At 41.9% G+C, this 25,769-nt stretch carries 22 protein-coding genes; 13 read left to right on the top strand and 9 right to left on the bottom strand.

All coding sequences use genetic code 11. The annotated features are described in order from the left end of the window. Positions 1 to 100: 100 nt before the first annotated feature. Positions 101 to 1,780, top strand: coding sequence for a RagB/SusD family nutrient uptake outer membrane protein (locus QJ048_RS15925; protein WP_282335391.1), 1,680 nt, complete (start codon positions 101 to 103; stop codon positions 1,778 to 1,780). A gap of 27 nt (positions 1,781 to 1,807) precedes the next feature. Next, positions 1,808 to 2,341, top strand: a complete 534-nt coding sequence (locus QJ048_RS15920) for a hypothetical protein (RefSeq protein ID WP_282335390.1) — start codon at positions 1,808 to 1,810, stop codon at positions 2,339 to 2,341. Between the two features lie 83 nt (positions 2,342 to 2,424). On the opposite strand, the gene QJ048_RS15915 is transcribed toward QJ048_RS15920, so the two are convergent. After that, entirely contained in the window at positions 2,425 to 3,714 is a 1,290-nt protein-coding gene (locus QJ048_RS15915; protein WP_282335389.1) for a glycoside hydrolase 5 family protein, read from the bottom strand. A 148-nt stretch (positions 3,715 to 3,862) separates the two neighbouring features. Here QJ048_RS15915 and QJ048_RS15910 point away from each other — a divergent pair, with 148 nt between their 5' ends. From QJ048_RS15910 to QJ048_RS15895, 4 genes are all read left to right on the top strand, one after another. After that, on the top strand, positions 3,863 to 4,423 hold the full coding sequence (locus QJ048_RS15910; RefSeq protein WP_282335388.1) for an ORF6N domain-containing protein: 561 nt from the start codon (positions 3,863 to 3,865) through the stop codon (positions 4,421 to 4,423). 116 nt (positions 4,424 to 4,539) lie between these two features. Next, positions 4,540 to 5,418: a helix-turn-helix domain-containing protein gene (locus tag QJ048_RS15905; RefSeq protein WP_282335387.1), complete on the top strand. Its 879-nt coding sequence runs from the start codon at positions 4,540 to 4,542 to the stop codon at positions 5,416 to 5,418. A gap of 130 nt (positions 5,419 to 5,548) precedes the next feature. Continuing rightward, a complete protein-coding gene (locus QJ048_RS15900) occupies positions 5,549 to 6,616 on the top strand; it encodes an NAD(P)-dependent alcohol dehydrogenase (protein ID WP_282335386.1) in 1,068 nt (355 codons plus the stop codon). Positions 6,617 to 6,636: 20 nt separating this feature from the next. Continuing rightward, a complete protein-coding gene (locus QJ048_RS15895; protein WP_282335385.1) occupies positions 6,637 to 7,038 on the top strand; it encodes a (R)-mandelonitrile lyase in 402 nt (133 codons plus the stop codon). A 95-nt stretch (positions 7,039 to 7,133) separates the two neighbouring features. On the opposite strand, the gene QJ048_RS15890 is transcribed toward QJ048_RS15895, so the two are convergent. Beyond that, positions 7,134 to 7,997: a carbonic anhydrase family protein gene (locus tag QJ048_RS15890; protein WP_282335384.1), complete on the bottom strand. Its 864-nt coding sequence runs from the start codon at positions 7,995 to 7,997 to the stop codon at positions 7,134 to 7,136. Next, a complete protein-coding gene (locus QJ048_RS15885) occupies positions 7,975 to 9,273 on the bottom strand; it encodes a DcaP family trimeric outer membrane transporter (RefSeq protein WP_282335383.1) in 1,299 nt (432 codons plus the stop codon). The genes QJ048_RS15890 and QJ048_RS15885 overlap by 23 nt, the downstream gene beginning before the upstream one ends. Positions 9,274 to 9,785: 512 nt before the next feature. On the opposite strand from QJ048_RS15885, the gene QJ048_RS15880 reads away from it, so the two are divergent. The 3 genes from QJ048_RS15880 (at position 9,786) to QJ048_RS15870 (ending at position 16,075) form a co-directional block, all read left to right on the top strand. Continuing rightward, the gene (locus tag QJ048_RS15880) at positions 9,786 to 10,532 is read left to right on the top strand and encodes a DeoR/GlpR family DNA-binding transcription regulator (protein WP_282335382.1); all 747 of its coding nucleotides are present in this window, start codon (positions 9,786 to 9,788) and stop codon (positions 10,530 to 10,532) included. Positions 10,533 to 10,871: 339 nt separating this feature from the next. Then, positions 10,872 to 14,063, top strand: coding sequence for a SusC/RagA family TonB-linked outer membrane protein (locus tag QJ048_RS15875; RefSeq protein WP_282335381.1), 3,192 nt, complete (start codon positions 10,872 to 10,874; stop codon positions 14,061 to 14,063). Positions 14,064 to 14,083: 20 nt separating this feature from the next. Next, positions 14,084 to 16,075, top strand: a complete 1,992-nt coding sequence (locus QJ048_RS15870; protein ID WP_282335380.1) for a SusD/RagB family nutrient-binding outer membrane lipoprotein — start codon at positions 14,084 to 14,086, stop codon at positions 16,073 to 16,075. 162 nt (positions 16,076 to 16,237) lie between these two features. On the opposite strand, the gene QJ048_RS15865 is transcribed toward QJ048_RS15870, so the two are convergent. After that, positions 16,238 to 16,459 (bottom strand): hypothetical protein, encoded by a 222-nt coding sequence (locus QJ048_RS15865; RefSeq protein WP_282335379.1) that lies wholly within the window; start codon positions 16,457 to 16,459, stop codon positions 16,238 to 16,240. A gap of 387 nt (positions 16,460 to 16,846) precedes the next feature. On the opposite strand from QJ048_RS15865, the gene QJ048_RS15860 reads away from it, so the two are divergent. The 4 genes from QJ048_RS15860 (at position 16,847) to QJ048_RS15845 (ending at position 21,812) form a co-directional block, all read left to right on the top strand. Then, on the top strand, positions 16,847 to 17,605 hold the full coding sequence (locus QJ048_RS15860) for an L-rhamnose mutarotase (protein WP_282335378.1): 759 nt from the start codon (positions 16,847 to 16,849) through the stop codon (positions 17,603 to 17,605). Between the two features lie 101 nt (positions 17,606 to 17,706). Next, positions 17,707 to 18,771 (top strand): Gfo/Idh/MocA family protein, encoded by a 1,065-nt coding sequence (locus QJ048_RS15855; protein ID WP_282335377.1) that lies wholly within the window; start codon positions 17,707 to 17,709, stop codon positions 18,769 to 18,771. Between the two features lie 105 nt (positions 18,772 to 18,876). Next, the gene (locus QJ048_RS15850; protein ID WP_282335376.1) at positions 18,877 to 20,466 is read left to right on the top strand and encodes an SLC5 family protein; all 1,590 of its coding nucleotides are present in this window, start codon (positions 18,877 to 18,879) and stop codon (positions 20,464 to 20,466) included. A gap of 53 nt (positions 20,467 to 20,519) precedes the next feature. After that, positions 20,520 to 21,812, top strand: coding sequence for a TlpA family protein disulfide reductase (locus QJ048_RS15845; RefSeq protein WP_282335375.1), 1,293 nt, complete (start codon positions 20,520 to 20,522; stop codon positions 21,810 to 21,812). A 73-nt stretch (positions 21,813 to 21,885) separates the two neighbouring features. On the opposite strand, the gene QJ048_RS15840 is transcribed toward QJ048_RS15845, so the two are convergent. The 5 genes from QJ048_RS15840 to QJ048_RS15820 all read right to left on the bottom strand — a co-directional run bounded on the left by QJ048_RS15840 (position 21,886) and on the right by QJ048_RS15820 (position 25,763). Continuing rightward, a complete protein-coding gene (locus QJ048_RS15840; RefSeq protein WP_282335374.1) occupies positions 21,886 to 22,932 on the bottom strand; it encodes a fatty acid desaturase family protein in 1,047 nt (348 codons plus the stop codon). A 195-nt stretch (positions 22,933 to 23,127) separates the two neighbouring features. Further along, entirely contained in the window at positions 23,128 to 23,655 is a 528-nt protein-coding gene (locus QJ048_RS15835; protein WP_282335373.1) for a VOC family protein, read from the bottom strand. A gap of 14 nt (positions 23,656 to 23,669) precedes the next feature. Next, entirely contained in the window at positions 23,670 to 24,017 is a 348-nt protein-coding gene (locus QJ048_RS15830; protein WP_282335372.1) for a DUF2200 domain-containing protein, read from the bottom strand. Positions 24,018 to 24,207: 190 nt separating this feature from the next. Next, positions 24,208 to 24,648, bottom strand: a complete 441-nt coding sequence (gene arr, locus QJ048_RS15825) for an NAD(+)--rifampin ADP-ribosyltransferase (RefSeq protein ID WP_282335371.1) — start codon at positions 24,646 to 24,648, stop codon at positions 24,208 to 24,210. An 83-nt stretch (positions 24,649 to 24,731) separates the two neighbouring features. Next, positions 24,732 to 25,763, bottom strand: a complete 1,032-nt coding sequence (locus QJ048_RS15820) for a PEP/pyruvate-binding domain-containing protein (protein WP_282335370.1) — start codon at positions 25,761 to 25,763, stop codon at positions 24,732 to 24,734. Between the last annotated feature and the right edge of the window lie 6 nt (positions 25,764 to 25,769).

Genomic DNA, 25,769 nt, shown 5'->3' with positions numbered 1-25,769 from the left:
TTGGAGTCAGCTGAAGAACCTTGGTTAAGCTTCGGTTGCGACGCTCCGTTCAACTGTAGAATAGGAATTGAACAATGAAAATTTTACTAAAACGATTGAAATGAAAAGAAGATTCAAACTTCAATATATCATACTGGCTTCGCTCACTTTTTTATGCGCCTGTCTTAAGAGCAAGGAGCCTGAAACTACTTTTACTGATGCGGCTTTCTGGAACACTGAAAGTGATTTAAAAGTAGCGTGTAACAGGCTATACGCTTTGCTTGAGGGTTTCAATGTAATTTCAGACGAAACAAAAACGCCGCCCACTTTCACTAATATTTTTGATAACAGAGGTGATGATGTAGTGGGTACAGCTGCTGACGCTACCAGTAACGGAAGCAGAAACATACCAAGTACAAGCGATGATTGGAGCCGTCCTTACAAAACGATCTTTACTTCAAATAATATTCTCGAAAAAGGACAGCAAGCAAACGTAACAGACGCGACAAAAAATCGCTATTTCGCAGAAGCAAAATTCTTCCGCGCTTATGCTTATTTCCAATTATTAAAAAAATACGGCGACATTCCACTTGTAATGAAGGTGCTTGATATCGGTAGTCCTGAACTAACGATGGCAAGAACACCAAGAGCAACAGTAGTAGATACTATGTATGCAGACCTTGATTTTGCTGCACAATGGCTTCCAACAAGACTTACGATGCCCGCCGCTGATTATGGCAGAGTAACAAAGGGTGCTGCATTAGCGTTTAAGGCACGCGTAGCTTTGTATGAAGGAACCCGTTCGAAATACCATAACTATGGTGATCCGAAAAAGCACCTTAACATCGCCGTAGATGCCGCAAGCAAAGTAATGGACCCGGCGCAAGGTTACGGATTGCTGGCAAGCTATGAGAACAACTTTCAGTATGCCGGAGAAGGCAACGTAAATACAGAAAACGTTTTTGTAAAAATATATGGCGCCAGCTATCTTAATACGATTGTTGTGCATGACAACTCAAGAAGAATTGAAGGAGGAAACGTAACGCCAACACGCAATCTCGTTGATAATTATTTGTGTACAGACGGCTTGCCTTGGGGCAAATCTCCGCTGACCGTATCTCCTGAAAAAAGCTACAACGATGTGTTCAGCAACAGGGATCCACGATTGAACAAAACAATATACAAGATGGGAGAGCAGTCGTACAAAGGACTTTGGCTACCTGCCGTTGGTGCACAAAGATCTGGTTATGCCTGCAAGAAAGGCTATATACAAGCAGACTGGGATAATCTTGGAAAAGCCAATGTTGACAAGCAATTGATACGCTATGCGGAAGTATTGCTCACATACGCCGAAGCCAAGTTTGAGTTGAATGATGCGATCACTGATGCAGATCTTAACGCTTCCATCAATAAGCTGCGAACAAGAGTTGGAATGCCCGCGGCAGTTAATCTTACCAATGCTTTTGTTACAGCAAACGGTTTAAATATGAGAGATGAGATAAGGAGAGAAAGAACGGTAGAACTTGCTTTGGAGGGTTTCAGATATGATGACCTGATGAGGTGGAAGCTTGCTGAAACATTATTGCCAAAAGCAATTTTAGGTGGAAGATATGCGCAAGCTGAATGGACAAGTACGCCGGTGGCAAATGTTAAAAACACATTGACAGCCGATAGTTTAATAATAGTAGAACCCGCTGGCAACAGACGTTTTGATCCAGCCAGAGATTATTTATATCCTGTGCCGCTTAATGAAATAACATTGAGTGGAGGAAGTGTGACGCAGAATCCAAACTGGAAATAATCTTCATGAACTTTAAACTGAAAAGCAATGAATTTCAAAATATCAATATTATCAACAATAACGCTTTTGCTGGCTATAGCTTCTCTTTCTTCATGCCATAAAGAAGACTATCCTAAAAGCGATCCGATATACGATAATTATTATTACATAGGCTATGAGTCGCCATATCAATATCCCTGGAACAATACAAAGGTATCTGTTGCAAAAACGCAGCCGGACCTTGTAAAATTTCCGGTGCAGTTTCACTCCGCATTTGTACGCAACTACGATGCTGTAGTGAAGTATGTTGTAAGTGTGTACGGCTATACAACACCTGCCGTTGCCGGAGTAGATTATAACATTGTAGACAAAAATGGTAACAAGATCACCGTGGCAGATACTGTTTATACAATGACATTTCCGCAGGCGAAAAATGCATACGATACGATTTACGTAAAGCTCCTGAATAATCCTGCGAGCGGCACCAGAACAGTGAACATTGATCTTATAAAAAATGTAACCGATCAGTACACCGTAGGAACTTTTAGTCAAGCCTATAGAAGGCCATTGGAGATCAAATAACTTTCCCTGGAAAACCAGCCAAAACAAAGGGTCGCTTCATTCATTTTGAAGCGACCCTTTTTGACTTTTGATTTGTATTGAGGCTATTTCACATAAAAAGGAAAATTCGCAGTAGCTACTTTGTTCTTGCCGTCACTTGCATAAATGAATAAACGATAAGCGCCTTGTGTAGCCGGAGCTTTAAATGTAATGTTGCTTTGGTTCGATTCTCCAACAACAAAATTGTCGATTGGTTTGGGACGTCCCTCAAAGTCGCCGCCCTCGCTGAGTTTGGTTGGCTCAGGCAACATTTCCCAGCGATAAGTTATTTTATTATTGTCAGGATCAAATGCAGCAACCGCAGCCTTGTAATTAGCGCCGCCCGTTAAGTATAAATAATCTACAGATTTTTTACCATCTATTTGCAATGAATAAATATGCGGTGCCCTGTTGGCAGGCCATGTTCCCGACCATAAGTATTGCATTACATCTATCACTTCCGTCTCTTCTCCTTTTTCAGTAAACAAACCATACCATGTAGGAGTGCGTTCCTGTTTTTGCCCCCATAAAAAAACATAGGAGCCGAGACATTTTTCTTTGTCGCGCCCGATTGAATATTCATATCGTGTTTTATAAACCGCAGCCTTCTCACTGCTGGTTTCTTCTATCGCAGATTTCCACGGAGTGCTCAGGCTTTCCCAATGTCCCGTTGGTCCCCATTCTGTTACCATGTAAGCACCGGCCCATCCTGTGTTGCGAATAGTTTTCGGCAAACCTGCCAAGTCGCCGTAGGTATTAATACCAAGGAAATCAAGATCGGGGCACGATGTGTTAATGAGGCCGATAACGTCCTTGTTTGCACCCGCGAGAACTGTGCAAACAGGGTGATTAGCGTCGAGTGAGTGGATCATTTTGGCGATGTCGTTCACTGCGTTCCACACTTTGGGATTTTTATAGTTAAGATTAAGCTCATTGCCAATGCCCCATGCCAACAATGCAGGATGGTCCTTGTATTTTAAAACCTCGCCACGCAATTTTTCCAACTGCTTACGTACGGCAGCCGTGTCATCATAATTAAAACCATGACGGTCTGCAGTAACGCTTAGTCCCATTAAAACAGTAAGACCATATTTTTGAGCTGAGTCCAGCACCTTTTGGCCCTTGTCGCTTCCCCATGTGCGTATCGAGTTGCCACCATAAGCTGCTATACGTTCAGGATAGGTCGACCCACCCGCGCCTTTAACAAAATAAGCTTTGCCCCCGCGCAAAAGTTGGAAGCCGTCATTGCTTTTGATGATTTCAACTTTTACAGGTTTTTGAGAAAGCGTTTGTGCGATGGATTTTATGGCAAGAGCATTTATCACACAAAAGATGGTCAGCAGAAATGGTTTCATGGAGTGAAATTTTCGGAAGTCAAATGTAAGCAACATTCCCTTCTGTCATTTTATTTATAGGTACTACTTTGATACGCCTTCAACTAATAAGCATCCATTTTACATTAACAATCGTCTAACGTCAATAAATAATTGCTAAACTAGTAATATGCAAATCATTCAAAGTATTCAAAACAGGATTTATGAAATAAGAGGCGAGCGTGTGATGCTGGATTATGATCTGGCAGTGTTATACGAAGTTGATACCAAGGTACTTAATCAAGCAGTAAAAAGAAACATAAAGCGTTTTTCGGAAGATTTTATGTTTCGGCTTAGTGTTGATGAATGGGAAAGTATGCGGTCACAAATTGTGACCGCATATTCAAACGGAACATCAAAAGTTCAGATTTTATCTTTTAACCAGGGGAAAAGAAATAGTTCTATGACTCCGTTCGCCTTTACGGAGCAGGGGATTGCTATGCTGAGCAGCGTACTGCACAGTGACAAAGCGATCAATATGAACATTGCCATCATGCGGGCCTTTGTCGAAATAAGAAAAGTCTTGTTGCAGCAAAACGACTTGAAAGAGCAGTTAAGATTGATTAAAGACAAAATAGGCGAGCACGACGCCCAACTTAACCAGATTTACGACGCACTAGAAAACATACTGGACGAAAAGGCCGCGCAACGAAAATGGGAAGATCGCGACCGGATTGGATTTAGTAGATAAAAATCGCTACAAAGCACACCTTCTAGATTTGAGGTCGCAAATTGCAGCCTCAAATTCTGGAGCTTAGCCAATATTCACACCTGCCGCATTTAATTTGATTTTCTTAATTTTGAAAAATGGCAAAGAATGTTGTGCGTTCGGTATCCGCTTTTAATAATGAGCTAAAGCTTAAAGGATTTAATGCCTTTCAGATAGGAGACGCCTGTAATACAACCGGTAGTTACAGCAGAAAAGATTTTTACAAAATTTGTCTTTCCACAGGCAAAAGCCTGATCAATTACGCGGACCGCAGCTTTGAAATGGATGGCACCATTTTGTTTTTTGGCAATCCGCACATTCCTTATTCATGGGAAACAATTTCAACGACATACGCCGGCTATGCGTGTCTTTTTTCAGAAGATTTCCTGCAACTGGCTGACAGATCTGAAAGCTTGCAGCAATCACCTTTCTTTAAACTAGGCGGAACGCCCATTTTGACCATTGATGAAGAACGGCGTGATTTTCTCAATACCATTTTCCGCAAAATGATTGAGGAGCAAAAGACAGACTACGCCTACAAAGATGAACTGATCCGCAATTATATAAACCTCATCATTCATGAGGCGCTTAAGATGCAGCCGTCAGAGAATTTCGATAAACATTCCAACGCTCTTTCGAGAGTGACATCTGTTTTTCTGGAATTACTCGAAAGACAGTTTCCCATTGAAAGCATAGAAAGGCCGCTTTCGCTGAAGTCTGCTCAGGATTATGCAAAGGCGCTTTCCCTTCATGTAAATTATCTCAATCGCGCAGTGAAGGATATTACAGGTAAATCCACCACAACCCATATTTCTGAACGCATCATCTCGGAAGCAAGGGCACTTTTGCAGCATACAGACTGGAACATTGCAGACATTGCGTATTCCCTTGGTTTTGAGTATCCTACCTACTTCAATAATTTTTTCAAGCGACTGACCGGAACCAATCCAAAGTCGTTGAGAGTGCAGGAGGTTTGAAATTCTTAATAATTGGTTTGATTGTCTTTACTCTCGGTATGTTTTGATTTCGAACTTTGTTGGCGAAAGAAATGTTCATCTTCCACAAACCGCGATGAACTTCAAAGTCGCATTAAAAACAACAACATATATGAGTACTGTACAGGTAAAAGCATACGGCACAGAAGCCGCCAAGGCATCATTAAATCAAATGGCGATTGACCGCAGAAAGCCATTGCCGCACGATGTGGAAATAGATATCCTTTATTGCGGCGTTTGTCACTCCGATTTACACACCGCAAGAAATGAATGGCACGGCACGATTTATCCTTGTGTGCCCGGACACGAGATCGTTGGAAGAATCGTGAACGTGGGCGATCATGTGCACAAATTCAAAGTAGGAGACATGGTAGGTGTTGGTTGCATTGTTGACTCATGCCGTGAGTGCCAATACTGTAAAGATGGATTGGAGCAGTTCTGCGAGCCTGGAATGACAGGTACATACAACTCGCCCGACAAGCATCTGCAAAATGTTCAAACGTACGGTGGTTACTCAGAGCGCATTGTAGTAGATGAAAACTACGTTTTAAGTATACCGGCAAATCTTGATCTTGCTGCAACTGCACCGCTTTTATGCGCTGGCATTACGACCTATTCTCCATTAAAGCATTGGAACGTTGGGCCCGGTAAAACAGTGGGCATCGTAGGCATTGGCGGTTTGGGTCACATGGGTATCAAAATCGCAAAAGCAATGGGTGCGCATGTGATAGCATTTACTACATCACAAAGTAAGTTTGAAGAAGCGCAACGCCTCGGAGCAGATGAAGTAGTGTTATCGAAAGATCCGGAACAAATGAAAAAGTACAGGGGCAAAATTCATTTTATTTTGGATGCGGTATCTGCTGAACACGACATTAACGCGTATCTTTCTTTGCTTCGTGTAGACGGCTCGCTTGCATTGGTAGGAGCTCCTGAGCAACCATTGCCAGTTGCAGCATTCAGCGTGATTGTGGGTCGTAAAAGTTTTGCCGGATCAATGATCGGCGGCATTGCAGAAACACAGGAAATGTTGGATTTTTGTGGCGAGCACAATATTGTTGCCGATATTGAAATGATCAATATAGACAGCATAAACGACGCTTACGAACGTTTGCTGAAAGGTGATGTGAAGTACCGTTTTGTTATTGATATGGCGTCATTGAAAAACAAGGCTAATTAAATACTTCAAAAATTAGAGAAATGAACATTACAAGAATAGGTTCAAAGCCTTCAGTGAAAGGGCCTGCGGACTGGTTCACCGGTTCCGTAAGAATCGACTCTTTGTTTGATCCTAATGAATCACGGCGTGCCGCCTCAGCCAGTGTTACATTTGAGCCTGGTGCAAGGACTGCATGGCATACACATCCGCTGGGCCAGACATTGATCATTACATCTGGTTGTGGATGGGTACAAAGAGAAGGCGGACCCATTGAAGAGGTGTTTCCCGGTGATATCGTTTGGTTTGAAGCAAATGAAAAACACTGGCACGGAGCTACCGCAACAAACGGCATGACACACATTGCGATCCAGGAAAGTTTGAATGGAAAAGTGGTGGAATGGATGGAACATGTAACCGACGCTCAATACACAGCAAAAGATTAACAACGCATCTACACAAGCTGTGGTCAAACTTGTAGTCAAACGAAAGAGGCTGATTCTTATGAACCGGCCTCTTTCATTTTTTATTTATTTGTTGCTTACTGGCTAAACACCTTTCTATCGTTGATCGCCTGCACGTGCCGGGCATTGTTGCCTTCCATTTTTTCAAGCGTCATGATCTGTTCTTCTGATGCCTCAATAACATGTTTCATAACGATCCACTGAACGGTTTCGGTAAATGGCGGCGTGGTTAAGGAGCCTTTGTACGTGTAGTAAGATTTGAGATTTTTATTTCTAAATTCAGCAATCAGATCGTCAAGCTTCACCTCGCCGGTGTGCAGTTCGGTTTTTCCTCCCTCTTTGTTTGGAATCTTATTTAGAAACTCTTTAACGAATTTGTTTTCAGCTCCTATTTTAAAAAGCACCGCCACCACCAGGTAATCGTTCTTGTTTGGGTTTGCTGAATCGCGTAACACATTTACGATGTGCATTTCCATGGGAAAGGTCATGCCATCTACAAGGTGTTCGGATGGTGTATGAAAGTGAAATTGTTTGGACATATAGTCTTTGCCATTCACGGTGCATTTGCTTCCTTCCTTGAATTCCAGCTCAATAGTGTGGCCAAGGTTTTCTGCAGCTTCAATATCTGAATGAAAGTTGAGTGTAATTCTTTCGTTGCCGGGATTGTCTGTTTTTGAGGAAATGATGTTAATAGGCGATTGTGCGAGATGTTCAGTATGCCTCGGCAGCGCATAGCCCTGCTCTGTTTTACCGGCAGCATCCGGTGCTTCGGCTTTTACCTCATTATCGCTTAGCAAAGTGTCGGCATGCGGATGATCAGTCGAAGCGGTCGAGTCGGGCGTTTCTTTTTTATCGTTGTGCGTATTGTTGCATGCAAACATTGTAAGCATTAACAAGTAAAACACGATTGATGGTAGATTAAGGTGCCGTGTTCGTTTCATAATAGAATTTTTGAGAAAAATTAAATTTGAATGAAAATTGAATTCTTGGATCGGTGGTTGTCCATCCATCACCGTAGTTTTTACGTTTGAGATATTGGAGTTCTATTTCCAGGAAAACGTCTTTTATGGGAGAATAGATCAGGTCCGTTATTGCATATTCTCCCTTTTTGAAAGCACTGGGTAACTGGCCATTTGAATTATCGATCTTAACGGACGAATAGCCGATCGTGCTGCTCAGTTTTTTGTTCCAGTAATGATCATAAAAACCTACAAAGCCGGTAACAGGCAGCGCAACACCCTCGATAGGATTGTTGCCCTCTTTTTTAACCCCAACATCTGACGGTGCATCTCGCACATAACTCTCAATGCCTTTTCCATAAAGCAATTGCAAGTGAATTGCGTCCTGCTTAAACAGTTTTATTTTTGAACTTAAATTAAGTCCCCAGCCAGTTCGTTTGCCACTGTAGTCAATTCCCGAAGTATCGAGGTCTTTCCATTGGAGTAACTTCAAAATACCGGCCAGTTCTACATATCCCCAGGGCCTGCCGTAGCGATATTCTGCAGTTAAATCCGGCAAACGAAATACCGGCTTAACATTCTTGAGCTCTACCATATCTGCATACACTCCTTCGTCTGCGGTTCCACCGGGTTTTTCCAATGCGATCGTCAATTTTGTATCGCCCTGTATGGGCATATAACGGACTTGAAGACTACGAATAACAGCCATCCCATTTGGTCCCCAAAGTTCCAGATCATTGGGAAAAACGTCTGTATCCACAAAAGGGCTCCACGTTTGACCAACGCCAACTTTTCCCAGCTCACCATATGCATGACGAAGATGAAAGGTGGTTTGTCCTGCATCTACACCTGACCCAAACAAATCAAATTCAAACAAAGTGCTCAACGGACCCAAAGGTGTTGGTACATAACTTTTCAATCCAAACCTCGTTTGACGCATACTGAAATAAAGTTGTCCATCAGGCCCAAATTGATTTTTGTAGGCGGGCAATTTTGTTGGTCTTGGTACATCATACCATTTAGGATCCATTTGCTTGAAATCATAAATGACATCAGTGAGAATGAAGCCATAGATTTCAAGGTTGGTATTCTTTTGAACAGCCTGTATTGCAGGCGTTTTATTTTTCGTTGAATCTGCTGAACGGGATTGCGCAATTGCCGTTATACTCAGCGGCATTAATACTGATAAATAAATTATTTTCAGTAGGAATAAGATGCACGACTGGTGCTTGCTGATGTATTTAAAACGCGCTTGCATAAGCGGCTATTATCAATTGTAAAATCGAGACTTAATTGTAGTAAGAGAGTGGCTGTTAAAGCGCTACACAGTTTTGCCACAAAATCTATTATTAATCGTTAGCCGGTTTAGTTCCGTTTGCTGCACATTGCTCAATAGAATTCAACTGTTGAATGGAGCGTCGCAACGGCCGTTCAATAGTAGCAATACTGCTTGTGGTATAAAAAAGATTTAGAACTAAATACAGCTCTGATTAATAGCACGTTCACATTTGCAATATCAACAAGCAGATGGTTGTAATGTTCATCATCAAAAAACTTTCAGGCTTGTTTATTTAAGCTTTTAGAGAAAGCCCGTAATTCATACACAAAGGCTGCTTTTAATTTTGGGGACAGCTTACCTGATATGGGATTTCGAATTTCTATACCCGGGTATCATCGGCAGAAAAACGCGTCTTTTTTGCAGGAACCTATTTTTTATTGCATTTTTTTACGGTTTTTATATATATTTAAGTACAAGTAGCCACGGCTAACATGCTTAAACCAGAACGACACGCTTTGATCCTGCATCAGGTGAATCTGCACAATAAAGTGCTTTCGACAAACCTTAGCGAATTGCTGAAGGTTTCGGAAGACACTATACGTCGCGACCTTATGGAGCTTTCGCGGGATGGAAAAGTTATCAAAGTTCATGGAGGAGCATTGTCCCGGTCGTTTCATCACAATGTAAAAGATAAAGAGGTATATGCTTTGGAAAGTAAAAGATCGATTGCCGCTAAGGCGTTGCATCTTATACGGGATGGCATGTTGATCTTTACATCAGGTGGAACAACTATACTGGAGCTGGCACGCATGCTACCGGAAGGTTTACAGGCTACGTTCGTTACAGGCAGCATACCTGCTGCCCTGGAATATATGTATCACCCAAATATAGAAGTGGTCCTGCTGGGCGGCAGAGGATCCAGGAATTCAAAAATAACCGTAGGGGGTACTGCGATCTCGGCAATCCGGCAAATAAATGCGGATTTGTGCCTGATTGGTATTAATGCGATAGACCCTTACGCAGGTATAACGGATAACGATTGGGAAATAGTGGAAGTGAAACGTGCGATGATACAACAAGCAAAAAAAACAGTGGCTTTATCTATTTCGGAAAAAGTAAATAGTAAAGATCAATTACTCATTTGCGATGCAGCTTCGATTGATGTGCTCATTACCGAACTGGATCCAAATGACGAAAGGCTTGCGGCATACAGAAGCAAAGGCGTTCAACTTTTATAAACACACAATAATTCCGAATAACACATGAGAAAACAACTGTTGACAACAGGGGTGGTTGCGCGGATGCGTATTTTACCGCAGCAGCCACCGCTATACCTGGCGCTCAAAACCTTTACTACAAACAACTACACCGCACCCTCAATTCAAATCGTCGTCACTTAAAGATATACAGTGACGAGCGTCCGACCCAGTTCATAAAGTTACTACACTGAACGTAAACAAGTACTTTAAAGAAAAATCATTCATTTAATTCGAGCCCAATCCTGTCCGTGAACTACTAATGCACGTAGTGCAGGTAAATGGGTATGCAAATTTTGTAAAAACCAAAATGTAAAAACTATGAGAAAATGGAAGTTTTTTAGTTTGATCATGTTTGCAATGTTTTACATGATCACAAACAACCTGATCGCTCAAACGGTTCCCATTACGGGAACAGTGCTTTCAGATGATGGCACACCACTCGCAGGTGTTACTGTGGTGATAGGCGGCACAAATAAGGCTGTTGCCACCGACAATGCCGGTAAATTTTCAATCACTGCAAATGCAAACGCCATGTTGCAATTCAGCTATGTAGGCTTTGCAACGCAAAAAGTAAAGGCTTCGCCCGGCATGGTGGTGCGTCTTGTAAAAGATGAAGGCCACCAAATGGAAGATGTCGTTGTAACAGCCATGGGCGTTAAAAAAGAACGTAAAGCTTTAGGTTATTCAGTAACTGACATCAATGCCGGTGAACTGATGAAGAATAAAAATACTAACCTCGTGAACTCTTTAACCGGTAAGGTGCCTGGTGTAAACATTACACAATTCAGTGGTTCTGCAGGTGCAGGCGCTTCTATCACTATTCGCGGTGGTAACTCTACATCGGATAGCAGACAGAACCAGCCATTGTTTGTTATCGATGGTATTATATACGACAACTCAACTACCGTTACTGGCAACACCGGTACTGATGGTTTATCGCGCAGCAATACTACTTACTCAAACCGTATCATGGACGTTAACCCCGAAGACATTGAAAACTTATCAGTACTGAAAGGTGCGGCCGCTGCTGCGTTGTACGGATCAAGAGCTGCTGATGGTGTGATCATCATCACTACAAAAAAAGGATCGGAAGGAAATGTGAAAGTGAATGTAAGCAGTAAGATCAGCACCTCATGGGCAAATAAACTACCGGACGCCCAAACAACTTTTGGTAACGGGTCTTACACCAGCAATGGAGTGTTTAACAATAACACTTATGCCAGCAACCCTCTTTCCGGTACAACATTGCTGATGTATAACTCATGGGGACAAAAGATTGCTACTGATTCTATATACGATAACATTGGCAGTTTCTTTCAACATGGTACTATTTATGATAATAACGTAAGTGTATCCGGTGGCTCGAAGAACGGTTCTTTTTATTTGTCTGGTTCTAACTTTAACCAAACAGGTATAGTGCCGGCTACAGGCTTTAGGAAAACTACTTTCCGTTTTAATGGCGAGCAAAAATATGGTCGTCTTACTGTAAGCGCGAATGCAGCTTACTCAAATGCCAATACAGACAGAACCCTGACTACTGCCGGTTTGTATGCCGGTGGTGGTGGTGGTGCAATGGGCGGTGTGTATAGCTTTCCGCAGGTGTTCAACATGAAGAACTATATAAATCCGGATGGAACGCAGCATCGTATTTATGCAGGGACTGTGCCTCTGGAGAATGATATTGATAACCCATACTGGATAGTCAACATGGATGATTTAACATCGCAGACAAAACGTTTCACCGGGGGAGTTAATGCCACATTTAAACTTGCAAGCTGGTGGGATGTTATTGGTCGCGTGGGTTACGACCAGTATAGCACCAATGACTATACATACATTGCTCCGGGATCTGCTGTAAGCCCGACGTATCAAAACGGACGCCTGAGCAAGAACCAGGTTAATTACACTTATGTGACAACAACTGTGATGAGTAATTTCCATAAATCATTTGGCGATTTTGATACACACCTGATGTTGGGAACGACTTCAGAAAAAACAGATGTGGCGAATCAGAATCACTGGGGCTATAATTTCATTACAGCCAATTCAATCAACTTCAATAATATTGCAACAACCACTCAATTCTTCAAAGACGGAGTAACGCAGAAACGCCTGGTAGGGGCTTACGGCGAAGTTGGTTTGTCTTATAAAGATATCGCCTACATTACCGCAACAGGTCGTAACGACTGGACGTCTACCTTGCCTTTGGACAATAGGTCATATTTCTATCCATCAGTAAGTGGCTCATTTGTATTTACTTCATTGTTGCCTAAAAATTCAATTCTTTCATTTGGTAAAGTGCGTGGAAGCTGGGCGCAAGTTGGTAAAGATGCAAACCCTTACGCTACGCTTACTTACTTGAATAGCCCCATAACCATTAGTTCGTTTACCGGAGTGGGTAATCAGTACACGAGTGGTAATCCCTTGCTGCTGCCTGAAATTCAAAAGTCATGGGAAATTGGTGGTGAGTTCAGATTCTTAAATGGCCGCATTGGTTTGGACTATACCTACTATCACAGCGAAACAAGCAATCAGATTGCTCAACCACGTTTGTCTAATGCTTCCGGATATATCTTTAAGTCCATAAACTCCGGTTCTGTACTCAATACGGGAATGGAAATTTCACTTACAGGCAAGCCGGTTGTCAAAAAAGATTTTGGATGGGATGTTACACTGAACTGGTCCTACAACAAAGGCAGGCTGGGAACCTTCCTTCCCGGTGTGAGTTATTTTTATCCAACCGATGCACAGTTCGGAACTGTAAAAGCTGCTTCTGTTCCAAATGGTGGCTATTTCCTTGGAATGACCGGTACAACATGGTTACGCGAACTGGATGCGAACAAAGTTGAAATGCCAAACGGCCGCTACCAGGTGGATCCTACAAGTGGATTGTATAAAGTAAATACAACCAGCCCGGTGGTGGGTAATCGTGAACCGGACTTCATTGGCGGCCTGAACAACACATTGAGATACAAAAGATTTTTGTTGTCATTCCTTCTTGACTTCCGCAGAGGAGGAGCCGTTTATAACGGTACCGAGTATGCGATGATTACAAATGGGTTAAGTAAGCAGACTTTGCAGAACGATCGTCAATCGGTAACTGTAACCGGTGTTAACAGCCAGACAGGCACTGACTTTACCCAGACATATACAGCGGGCCAAACTTATACTATTAATGGTGTCAACTTCGCGGGCACCTATATGATCCAGCAATACTGGTTAAACTACGCTGCCAATTCAATGAATTTTATTCAGTCAGTAAACTGGCTGAAACTGCGCTCCCTGTCGTTAACGTATGATTTTGGCGGCATTATCAGGAGCAAGAAGATCATCAAAGATCTTTCGGCAACAGCAGTGGGTACCAACTTGTTTACGTGGACAAACTACAAAGGAATGGATCCTGAAGTGAGCGCAGCGGGTGGAACAGGAGGGTCTGGCTCCACTGGCATAGATTATCTCGGAGTGCCTGCAGTTGCTAGTTTCACGTTCGGAGTAAATGTTACCTTTTAACCAATGAAAAAAAGCAAATTATGAGAACCTCAAAATATATAATACTTGGTTGTCTGCTCCTCGTGGGTGCAACTTCATGTAAAAAATGGTTGGATGTAAATACAGATCCGAGCAGCCCGAATAATGAAAGTGCTGCACTTCAAAACAGGCTTCCGTGGATTGAACACTTTTATCAATACACCTCGGGTGTTTCCAATTATCGAGCCGCGGCCCAGGCAGGTGTCTACTACAGTACCAATGGTACCAGTGGAAATCAGCTCAGTACGACCTGGACGGTAAACACCGGTAACACTACGCCTTACCAGACATGGTTTGTAGAAGTGGCCTCCAATCTTAATGATCTGTATGATGCTGCAAAAAAACAAAATGCCTATCATTATATGGCCGCCGCAGATGTGTTCCATGCTCTCGGTTTTATGGAGATGCTTGATCTTTACGGTGAAATGCCTTATACACAGGCGCTCACGAAAAATCCTAGTCCCGGTTTTGATGATGGCAAAGCAATATATAACGGATGTATGGCAAAATTAAATGAAGCCATCAGTCTCTTTAATAAACCGCAGGATGCTACTGTTACAGCACTTGCCACAGGAGATTTGTGGAGTGCAGGTAATGTGGACAAATGGATAAAACTGTGTTGGGGGTTGAAAGCACGTTATATGCTTAAACTTTCAAAGAAGGCTGACCTGTATAATCCTGATTCAATTTTGTATTGTTTGTCAAAAGGTCCGCAGTCAAATGCTGACAATACCGTGGGGCCGGGCTTCAACAACAGTACCGTAGTAGACTATTTAATTAGCGATCCGGTCGTAACAAATGGCAACTTTGACTATGCTGCATTTGGTAGCACGCAACGCCTCACGCAGTATTATGTTGACAAGCTTACGAACATGCGCGGCTCCGGTGTGGTTGATCCACGGATGACTAAGATTGTGCCTGCCTCAATGGCAAATGTTAAGCTGGATGGCAGTGGCAGAATATCGTCTTATACATGGCTACGGGGCATTGGAGTGGATGTGCATGGTACAGCAACAAGACTGGTAAAAGGTGGCTCCGCTTCTATTACATCGGTTACGTATTCGACAAAGAACGATTCTATTAGATACAAGATTACCAATGCAACGGATCGTCAGAATTTTATCAACGACCAGATGGCATACGGTCGCACTTTCAGAGTAAGAAACGATACCGTGGTCGTAATTTATCCAACAGGAACTTATTATATTAATAGCCCTAACTATCTGCTTGCCGGCGATACCGTATATGTAAACCTTCGCAGCAGTGCAATTGCAACATCAGGCATCACGGCGCAAGGACCACTGGATGTTAGCTGGTATCAACAAACAGCCGCATTTAATGCTGGTGTTGTTGCTTCGACTGGATCATTCCAGGTTCGTCCGGTTTCCGATCAGGAAATTTTGACTTATCATGAAATGTGTTTCATAAAAGCCGAAGTGTATTTGCGTAAAAATGATGGGGCAAATGCTAAAACCGCATACCTCGCAGGCATTCAGGCGCACATGGATATGATGCAGGCAAAGCTGACCTCATGGCAGGCTGCAGGTTACACTGCTACCAATCCTGATATGGCTCCGATGAAAGCAAGTGATATTAGTGCATACATGACAAGTGCAGCAGTGGCACAAGGCAACCCGACAATGTCGGATGTCATGTTGCAAAAATATCTCGCAATGGGCTGTAGCATTGAGAACTGGAACGACATGCGTCGTTTCAATTATAGTGTAGGAAACGTAGGAAGCTTTGGTGTGGTGTATCCCGCATTTCAGAGAAGTCCGTTGTTCTCTGGTACTGCGCTATATACAGGTTCCGGAGCTTCAGACCCAAGGTATTGGCCACGTCGCTGGAGTTTACCAAACACACTTGAATTGAATTACAACATAACAAATGCCCTCGCACTAAATCCACACGCAACAGATCCAAACATATGGAGCATGCCTGTGTGGTGGGATTGTGCGACCGACGCAGAATACAACGGATACCTGTCGAAATAATAAACGATTTTGATATAGTGTAGAAATAAACAAGCAGCAATGGCCCGGTATAGTTCCGGGCCATTTTTTATTGAACGGATTTTAGTTACCTAAAATGTTTCGACAAATTCAGCGAGACATTTTGCTCACGCTGTCATCCCGCGCTTGTCGAAGCATTCTCAGCTATCGAAAATGTTTCTCTATCAGTTTGCCAATCTCTCCGGCAAGTGCCTGGTTGCCTTCTGGCACAGAGTTCCATACTGTGCCCATGAAAGTTTGAATTCGCCTTATAAACAAAGGAGGGCGGTTCTCAAATACTGCTTTGTAAAGATTTTCCCCCGGATTGCCAACCTTTTCGACAGATACAGGTTTTCCTTTGTACGCTACTTTAATTGTATTTGCCATAGGTAAATGTAAAGTGTTGCGCTATTGAAGTTAGAAAATGTTTTTGTTGAAGATAAGGCTTAAATTTCCAGACCGTTCATATTAATAGTATCTGTTACACAGGGGGAGGCGCTGGCAAGGTAAAAGGACGTAGAAAAATAGAGATTACGATTCGATACAGAAATTTAGAAATAGAAATTGATTCTAAATTATTTAAAGTTCCAGTAGCACAAGAGGTTAGATCCGAACCGTCCTGCACCGTCCTGCTTAGATGCAGATTGCATCAGCTTTGTGCTAAAAAATTACAGGACTAAATCAAAAGTGTATAAATGACAATTATTATATTTGAAATTAATTCTGAAGAATTGTTGAGTAATCCATCAACTTTGCAAAATTGAAAACTTGCTAATGAGAAACCTATTTCAAAGTTCGCTCCGTTCTACTGTTTATTTGAACCTTGTTTGCATTTGTATTGCAGGGTTGATTTCCTGCCAGGAAAATAGCCAGTCTGTATCTTCATCATCTACTATCGGTAATATAAAATCAACTACTCAAACTCCTGTACTTATTGAAGTAATTGATACTGCCGGCAAGGAACTACATCCTGATTCTTTGATTACCATTGGTAAAAAAAAAGAACCCTCTGTTTCAGAGGTATATCAATGGAAAAATCATCTTGTGTTGTACGGTGCAATAGATGATTTGGAGGGCGTTCAACAACGAATTCGTACGGTATATCCAAAGGCAGAGATTAAGGTGTATCAAAATCCTTTTTACAATTTTAACCGCAAGCATTGCAGCGATACAACAACAGCAAAAGAGTGGGATAATATTATTCTGACTGCTAACCTGGTAAACGATACCTCTTTACAATGTGAATATCTTGACTATCATGCCACGCAATTTGAAAAATGGCCCGAGGTTTCCAAAGGCTTTTGCAACGCCAGTTTTCAGCAATTGTTGGTATATAAAAATGGCAGGCAGTTGATGCTTGTCATCAGCATTCCGAAAGGAGCGAGTCTCGACGAATTAAATCCAAAAACGACAGAAAACAACCCGAGAGTGGATGAATGGAACCAACGGATGAAAAAATACCAGGAAGGAATTGAGGGGACGACGAAAGGGGAGACGTGGGTGTTTTTAAAACAATTAAGAATTAACAATTAAGAATTAATAGGTGCGAAATTCTTTATTGGAATGAAACACATGAATGCCGAACAGAAGGCTCATCACTCAAAACTCATCACTCAAAACTCATAGCTCATAACATGTTACAACTTGGCATACTTGGACTCGGAGAGGGCAGAAGCACGATGTCTGCGGCGCTGCATAGTAAGAAATATAAATTGAAGACCATTTGCGATGCAAAGGAAGAGCTTTGCAAACAACGTGCAAAAGAATTTGACTTTCATCAATACACCACCAATTACCAGGACATGTTGAATGATCCGGAAATTGATGTGATTGCAATTTATACCCCCGATCATTTACATGCCCAACATGTGAAGCTGGCGTTGCAACATGGTAAGCACGTAATTTGTACAAAGCCTTTTATAGACAATCTCGCAGATGCAAAAGAGTTGCTCAAACTAAGTGAGCAAACAAAGAAGAAAGTATTTGTAGGCCAGAGCTCCCGCTTTTTTGAGCCTGCAAAAAGACAAAGAAAAGATTTTGAAGCTGGATTACTTGGCGAACTGATCACCATTGAAAGTCACTACCATGCTGATCACCGTTGGTTTTTGGAAAAAAGTTGGTCGCTGCAGGAGTCATTCAAATGGTTGTATGGCGGCTTAAGTCATCCGGCAGACTTTATTCGCTGGTATCTGCCGGACATTGAAGAAGTGATGGGCTACGGCATGATCAGTAGCAACGGAAAAAAAGCCGGCTTGAAAAATGAAGACACCATGCATTTTATTTTTAAAGCTGCGGATGGACGCATAGCCCGCGTAAGTGGCGCGTACACTGGACCTACACAACCCGCACAGCGTGATAGTGGCATGAGCTGCATACTGCGCTGCACAGAAGGCGCCAGCCAGGCCGATTATCATGAATTACGCTATAGTGTAACAGACAAAACAGGTGAGGAAAAAATTGTAGTGTGGGGCGACTCAACACTCAAACATTATTTTCGTTTTGAGGGCCAAAGTCACCACGCAGGAGAGTATCAAAATTACCTCGAATACTTCGCTGATTCCATCGAACAGGATTTTGTAGCATATCCAGACATAAAAGAAGGCATTGGCACGATTGCATTATTACAGGCAATGGACCGCACGTTGAAAACAGGTCAGCCGGTAAAGATAAAGGATGTGTTGAATGAGTATGGCCTTTGATTGCTCAACGCCTAACGCTGGGAGCTGAATTTTCTGCAACTGCGTTAAGCGTTTAGGATTAGGCCACTTATCAAACTAATAAATGACAACTAACTAAAGCTTGCTGTGAATAACATTGTAGAACGCTTAACATCGCTGGATTACGCCATTGTAGTGACTTACCTGATCATCTTGATAGTGATTGGTTACAGAGCCAGTTTTGGTAAAAAGAAGAAAACAGGAGAATCGCTTTTCCTTGCAAATAAATCGCTTGATTGGCCGAGCATTGGCTTCAATATGTGGGGCACGAACGTGGGACCATCAATGTTGCTGGCGTTTGCGAGTATTGGCTACAGCACCGGTATTGTGGCGGTGAATTTCGATTGGTATGCGTTTGTGTTTTTGCTGTTGCTGGCAATGGTATTTGCGCCTCGTTATCTCTTGGCCAACGTAACCACGATGCCCGAATTTATGGGAAATCGTTATGGTGATTCTACACGTAATATTTTAGCATGGTATGCACTCATTAAAATATTGATCTCATGGCTTTCGCTTGGTTTGTTTGCCGGAGGTTTTCTGGTTAGGCAAATATTGGGTATTCCTATGTGGGAATCCGTTATCGTGTTGGTGTTATTTGCGGGTTTGTTTGCATTTGCCGGAGGCTTAAAAGCCATTGCCAAAGTGAATGTCTTCCAAATGATTTTGTTGATCTGCGTTTCACTCACACTTACAGTAATGGGTGTTTCGAAAGTAGGTGGCTTGTCAAAAGTATTTAGCAGCGTGCCGGGGCATTACTGGAATTTGATTCGTCCTGCTTCTGATCCTAAATATCCATGGTATGCAATATTATTCGGCTATCCGGTAGCAGCTGTTGCTTTCTTCTGTACAGATCAGGCGATGGTACAGTCGGTGCTGGGCGCAAGGAATTTGGAGCAGGGGCAATTGGGTGTGAACTTCATTGGCTGGCTGAAAATATTGTCGCTTCCGTTGTTCATCCTTACAGGCATTTTGTGTTTTATTTTATTTCCGCATTTGAAAGATCCTGCCGAAGCTTACATGACCATGGTTACGAATCTCTTTCCGCCAGGCATGAATGGTTTGGTGATCGTTGTGTTGATAGCGGTGTTGGTAGGAACCATCGGTTCTTCGCTTAATTCACTCAGTACAGTTTTTACAATGGATGTGTATGCAAAGAAGATCAATCCAAACGCTACAAATGAGCAAATCATAAAAGTGGGAAGAATGACCGTAATAGGAGGTTGTCTTTTTGCTATTATGATGGCCCTGGCCATTGACAGCATCAAAGGTCTGAATTTGTTTGATGTGTTTCAATCCGTACTTGGTTTCATTGCGCCGCCTTTGTCTGTGGTGTTTTTGCTTACTGTTTTCTGGCAGCGTACAACACGTAAGGCAGTGAATGTAATCCTTTCAATTGGCTCTGCTTTTAGTCTTGGCGTTGGCGTATTGTATCTGTGGGTGTTTACGCCCGATAAATATCACTTCTGGCCGCACTACTTGTTATTGTCATTCTTCATTTTTTTATTTCTCCTTATTGCAGCCATCATCATTTCGTTGCTCGATCCGTCACCGGTTGTGATGGATAAAGATGCACATGCAACACATGATCTGCCAAAACCAACCAAAAGGGTTTGGAGAGCGTGGATATTACTGATCATTACGATGGTAGTGTTGTATGTTATTTTTAACGGGCATTGATAAACTAAAACGATTTTCTTTATATTACAACCTTAACCCTAATCTCTAAACAAATGAAACCTGTTCTATTGGCTGTGGCACTTTTGTACACAGTATCGTCGTTCGCTCAAAAGAGTGATGAACTGAAATTGCCCATTACTTATGTTTCCGGCTTTGGGCCATTTGAACACGGATATGGAGGCTTGAATTTTACTGAGCCACCAGAAGGTCATCCGTTTTACAAGTCCATTAAAGCCCTTCAATATAACGGCATTCCCTCCGGCTTAAAAAACGTCAAAAAGGGTTTTATATTTATTGATGGTGAGCAATGGGTTTATCAAAACTACCGCTCAGGGTACCTTTCGAAGGAAGGATTTGAAGAATGTGTGGCGGAAAAGCAAATAAATCTTTCTCTCAGAAATTTGACCCCGGATTCTATAGCTTGTATCGTTTTGTTTGTAAAAGGTACTAACGAAAAAGGAGACGAGATACTACTGGTGGACTACAACAATAATGGCGATTTTAGCGACGAAGAACCTGTTGTTACTCCACAAACGACATCGCTTTCGAATGTGGACAGTCTTGTTAAATATTCAAAAAATGTAAGGTACCAGATTGGTAAAACAGTTTCAAAACAAATACCGTTGTTGATTTTCAAGGATGAGAGTAATTATTGTTACTGTTTTTCTCAGTATGCAGTAGCGAGTTTGAAACAAGGGGGCACTACATATAAAATCGCCATAAGTCATGGGTTTGTTAATCCGTCTTTTTGGGTTTTTCAAGCCGGCTTATACTCGGGTGGTAAGCTTGATAAAAATGCACTGGTTAAAAGAAACGAGTTTCTTAAAGTAGGCGAAAATTTTTACAGTATAACAGGAGTAAACATAAACGATGGGATGCTACTATTGAAAAAAACTCTTGTTGATGGTAAAAATATTGAAAGCTCACAGGTTGGCTATCGCGCAATACAATTTACAGGAAATGATATCTTGAGTGATAAAACTATTGCACTGGGTAACTATACTGGCAAATATGTGTTTGTTGATTTCTGGGGCAGTTGGTGCGGTCCTTGTTTGAGCCAAATTCCTGCACTGAAAGAAATGTATGCTAAGATGGATTCTTCAAAAATTGCATTCATTGGCATCGTTGGAGAGGATACTCTTCAAAAAGCCAGGAGAGCAATTCTAGAGAAAGAAATACCTTGGCCCAATATCTTATCTGATAAGGAAAATTTAATTGTCGAAAAGTATCACAACCTCGCATACCCCACAGGTATATTAATTGGTCCCGATGGTAAAATAGTTGCAACTGACTTGTGGTCCTATACACTTAAACTAAAACTAAAAGAGGTGGGTCTGTTGAATTAGAGGAAAACTTTTTCTTTTGCTGTTCAGGATGCTCGTTGGAACATCCTGAATAGCAAAAAGACAGTATAAAATATTACGAAGCCAATCTCCTCGTCCTCTCACGCATCAATTGAATTGCTTGTTCTCGCGAGTCAAACATCCCATTAATGTTTACAAGATTGTCGGCAAGTTTGTTGTACTGTTTCGTCATCAAATAAAAGAAGACGTGCAAATAGTGGATGCCGTCAAATACAATCGCTTTCTTTTCTGCAAATTCGTCTTTGCGTTTCCAAAACTCATTCGGCATTTCGGTATAGTGCATGCCCGGGCGAAGGTGATGAATAATGTGATAACCGTCGTTCCAGCAAATATGGTTGTATTTGGTATTGATACAATTGATGGAGTTGGTAAAAATATCGTCAGGATTTGTATGATCAATAAACGAATGTTGCGTCCAGTTTCCCAGCATCATTACGAAACGTGCAAATGCCAGTGGGATCACAAAAACAACCAGCGCCGCTTTTAGATTTACAAAGCACATGCCTATGCAAAACAAAATATACAACCATTCACCAAACGTGAATCTTGTATACAATGTTTTTCTTTTGCGTACATACAAGTATTGAAAAGTTTCTTTGAAGCCCAACAAAATAAAATTTGAAAAATAAGCTAGAAAACTTCGAAAACTATCCCGCTGATAAAACATCGTGCTGCTGGAATCTTCTTCTGTATTATTTTCGACGTGGTGCATGCCAAGGTGATGGCTAAAGTATCCTTCCGGTGCGTGACCAAAAAAAGGACATACGAGCCAGGTGATATAAAAATGAAATTTGCTTTGGTAGGATGTTTTGAATGTTTTGCGATGACAAAGGCAATGAAACATCAAGCCAAACCGGCCCTTAAAATAAAATTGGGAAATGTAAAAATAACCGGCGGCAACCAGCCACCACGCCCAACCCGTCAGCACATTGGTGAATAACAAAATAGCAATTGGAGCTACTGTAAGATGTATTAGCGTCAACAAATGAATAAAAGGAAGGTCACGTTTGTCATTCATAAATCTGAGCCAGAATCCATCGTATGCAGTTTCCTCATAAGCATGATCGTAAATAGGGTCGGTAACGGCCTGTAATAGCTTCATTATTATTTTTTAGGATTGAACAATTATCTAGTGTGAAAGGAGAAGGCGTTTGTGAATGGTGTAAGATAAGCTTAATAATTGTCATCTGAACACGCCCAATGTTAAAAGAATGATTTAGTCTGTTAAAGTCATGGACGTGATTGAAATTCCTGTTATTCGCCGTTTGTGATGTCTTGCGGAACAGGATAGCGGCTTTTACTTCGTTGTTTCAGCGCCCATTTGTTTTCCTAACTTTTCATACTCAACATCATTTGGTTCCCACAATTCTATTTTGTTGTTCTCCGGGTCAAGAATATGCACGAATTTTCCGTATGCCGCCGTTTCAATAGTGTCCGTAATTGTAACGCCGTTTTTCCTCAATTCTTCTAAAAGCGCCGTCAAATTTTCCACTCTGTAATTGATCATGAACTCCTTTGTAGAAGGCTCGAAGTATTTCGTTGTTTCCTTAAAAGGGCTCCATTGCGTAAAGCCTTTCTTTGTGCTGTCTGCGCCCTGATGCCATTCAAACACAGCGCCATATTGGTTTGTGTTCAGTCCAAGATTTGTTTTGTACCATTCTCTTATTTTCTTAGGATCTTTGCACTTGAAAAAAATGCCACCGATGCCTGTCGCTTTTTTTATAGCCGCTGGCTTATCCGGTTGCTTTGAAATGATTGTCTTGAAAGCGAAACCAAAACAAAATGATGTCGCCATAATCAAAATCAACAATGGTGTCTTTTTCATTTGTTTGCCTGCATTTATTTACGCAATATTTTTTCCATCGTCTTGCCCTTTGCCAGTTCATCGATCAGCTTATCTAAATAGCGAACCTGCTGCATCAGTCTGTCTTCAATTTCTTCTACACGATAACCGCATATCACACCGGTAATTTTTGATGCATTTGGATTCAATTTTGCTTTGGCAAAAAAGGTTTCAAAATCAGTTTTGTTGTCAATGATCTTTTGCAAAGCTTTTTCATCATATCCCGTTAGCCAGAATATAATGTGATCAACTTCTTCCTTTGTTCTGCCTTTTCTTTCCGCTTTGTTTATGTAGAGCGGGTAAACGCTGGCGAAAGACATTTTATATACCCGAGTATTGTCCATGGTTTTTTAGTTGAAAATTGAAAATTGAAAGTTGAAAATGAAAGTTAAGAGTTGAACAATAATTGAAAATTGAAAGTTGAAAATGAAGTTTTTTGAAAAACTCTGTTGTTATTTTACTTGGCATACAATGAATGTCTATTTGATCAAAACAAACTTCCAGCTAAAGCATTTTCAACTTTCAATTTCCAATTCACTCAATTGCCTCAATGCCCTCTTCCTTCGCCCTCTGCACGCCCTCCTTCATCGCTTTTAGTTGCTCAGGAGAATGTCCCTGCCAAATGGTAACTTCTCCCACCACTTTAAACGGGTGTTGGGATCGGTACGACTTTGTTGGATTGCCAGGGAATTTTTTATCAGTTAAATTCGGATCATCTTCGATAGGACCTGTTGCTTCTACCAAATATATTCTTCCACGTTCGTTGCCGGCAGCCAACTCTGCTCCCCAAACGGCAGCGTCCAGCGTTGCTGAAAGATAAATGTATTTTGCTTTTTTCTGTTGCCCGAAATTCGAGTTAAAATTAATATCGATCAGGTCGCCAATTTTAAGGTCTGCCTTTGTGCCGTGGAAATATGTTTGGGTAAAAGGCGTATGACCTGCCTGCGCTGGTTTTACTTCATTTTTATTATCCATGTCATTATTTTATTTGTTGATTTTTTCGGCAGGTGGCAGATTTCAGTAACTGCAAAAATAGCCAATTAACTTAAGCTTGTCGGTTACCAACTAACAGCTTTTTTTATGGGAATTGTATTACACACTTGCTGCCGGCGCGGCCTAGCACGCACAATGTAGAGTTTGCCTGTGTTGCCGTCTTTTGCCCATTCTATGTCCATTGATTTTCCATAGTGTTCGCATATAATGCTTGCCCATTTTGCAAGCATTGCTATTTCATCATCGGTTAATATGTAGTTTGGAAATTCGGGAAGTACAGGTTCGGCGACAAATACTTCCTTGTCCACTTGAGAAGGTTGTTCTTTTTTTCTGCCCGATCGTTTTCTAAGAATAGGATTTTTGCCAAGCTCCAATGCGGGTTTAAAAACGAGGTAATGATCAGGCCGCGTCATTTTTACAATGTCTTTGCAAAATCCTTTTACAGCGCTTACGTCAAGCATGTCGCCGGTACCATCCAGCTCAATGATCATCCCGGAAGCGCCGCAGCGTGACTGTACCATTTTTTGAACACCGACCGAGAAGAATAATTTTGCGTGCGTAAAATGATTGTCTTCCCTGTATTTTATGGCACGGTCTGTATAAAGTGAAGCGAAACATTTTTTGATGGAATCGAGCAGAGTGTCTGCATCGTCAATATTCAGAAAGCTTTCATGCAAACCCACAAAGCTTGCGAGCGGAAGATTTTCTGCCGATGCACTGCTGCGCACAGCAACGCTTACCTGTTCACCTTCACTATGGCACAATTCGTCGTAAGCTTCTCTTATGGCCACTATCATATAATAGGGGATCGTGCCTGCGAGGATCATAGCCCTTGCTGCTGCACCAATTTCTTTCAGGTTAGAAAAGGTCTCGCGGTCCAACTGATGCATTAGTTCGTGCAATCGCTGATGCAATACATTGGCGGTCAGGAAATGTTCGAATGCAAACGAGGTGACAGCAAAACCATCCGGCACATTTATGCCCAGAGGTGAAAGTTTTGAGTACATATCGCCAAGTATTGCATTCTTGCCTCCCACAGAAATTATATCGCAGGCGTGGATGTCGCCAAGCTTCCGGGTATATGCACTGTTAACCATGGTAGT

It is taken from the genome of Pinibacter soli, from assembly GCF_029961145.1.
Classification (GTDB): Bacteria; Bacteroidota; Bacteroidia; order Chitinophagales; family Chitinophagaceae; genus Pinibacter; species Pinibacter soli.
The sequence above is the reverse complement of the archived record's forward strand: the minus strand, read 5'-3'. Positions and strand labels throughout refer to the sequence as shown.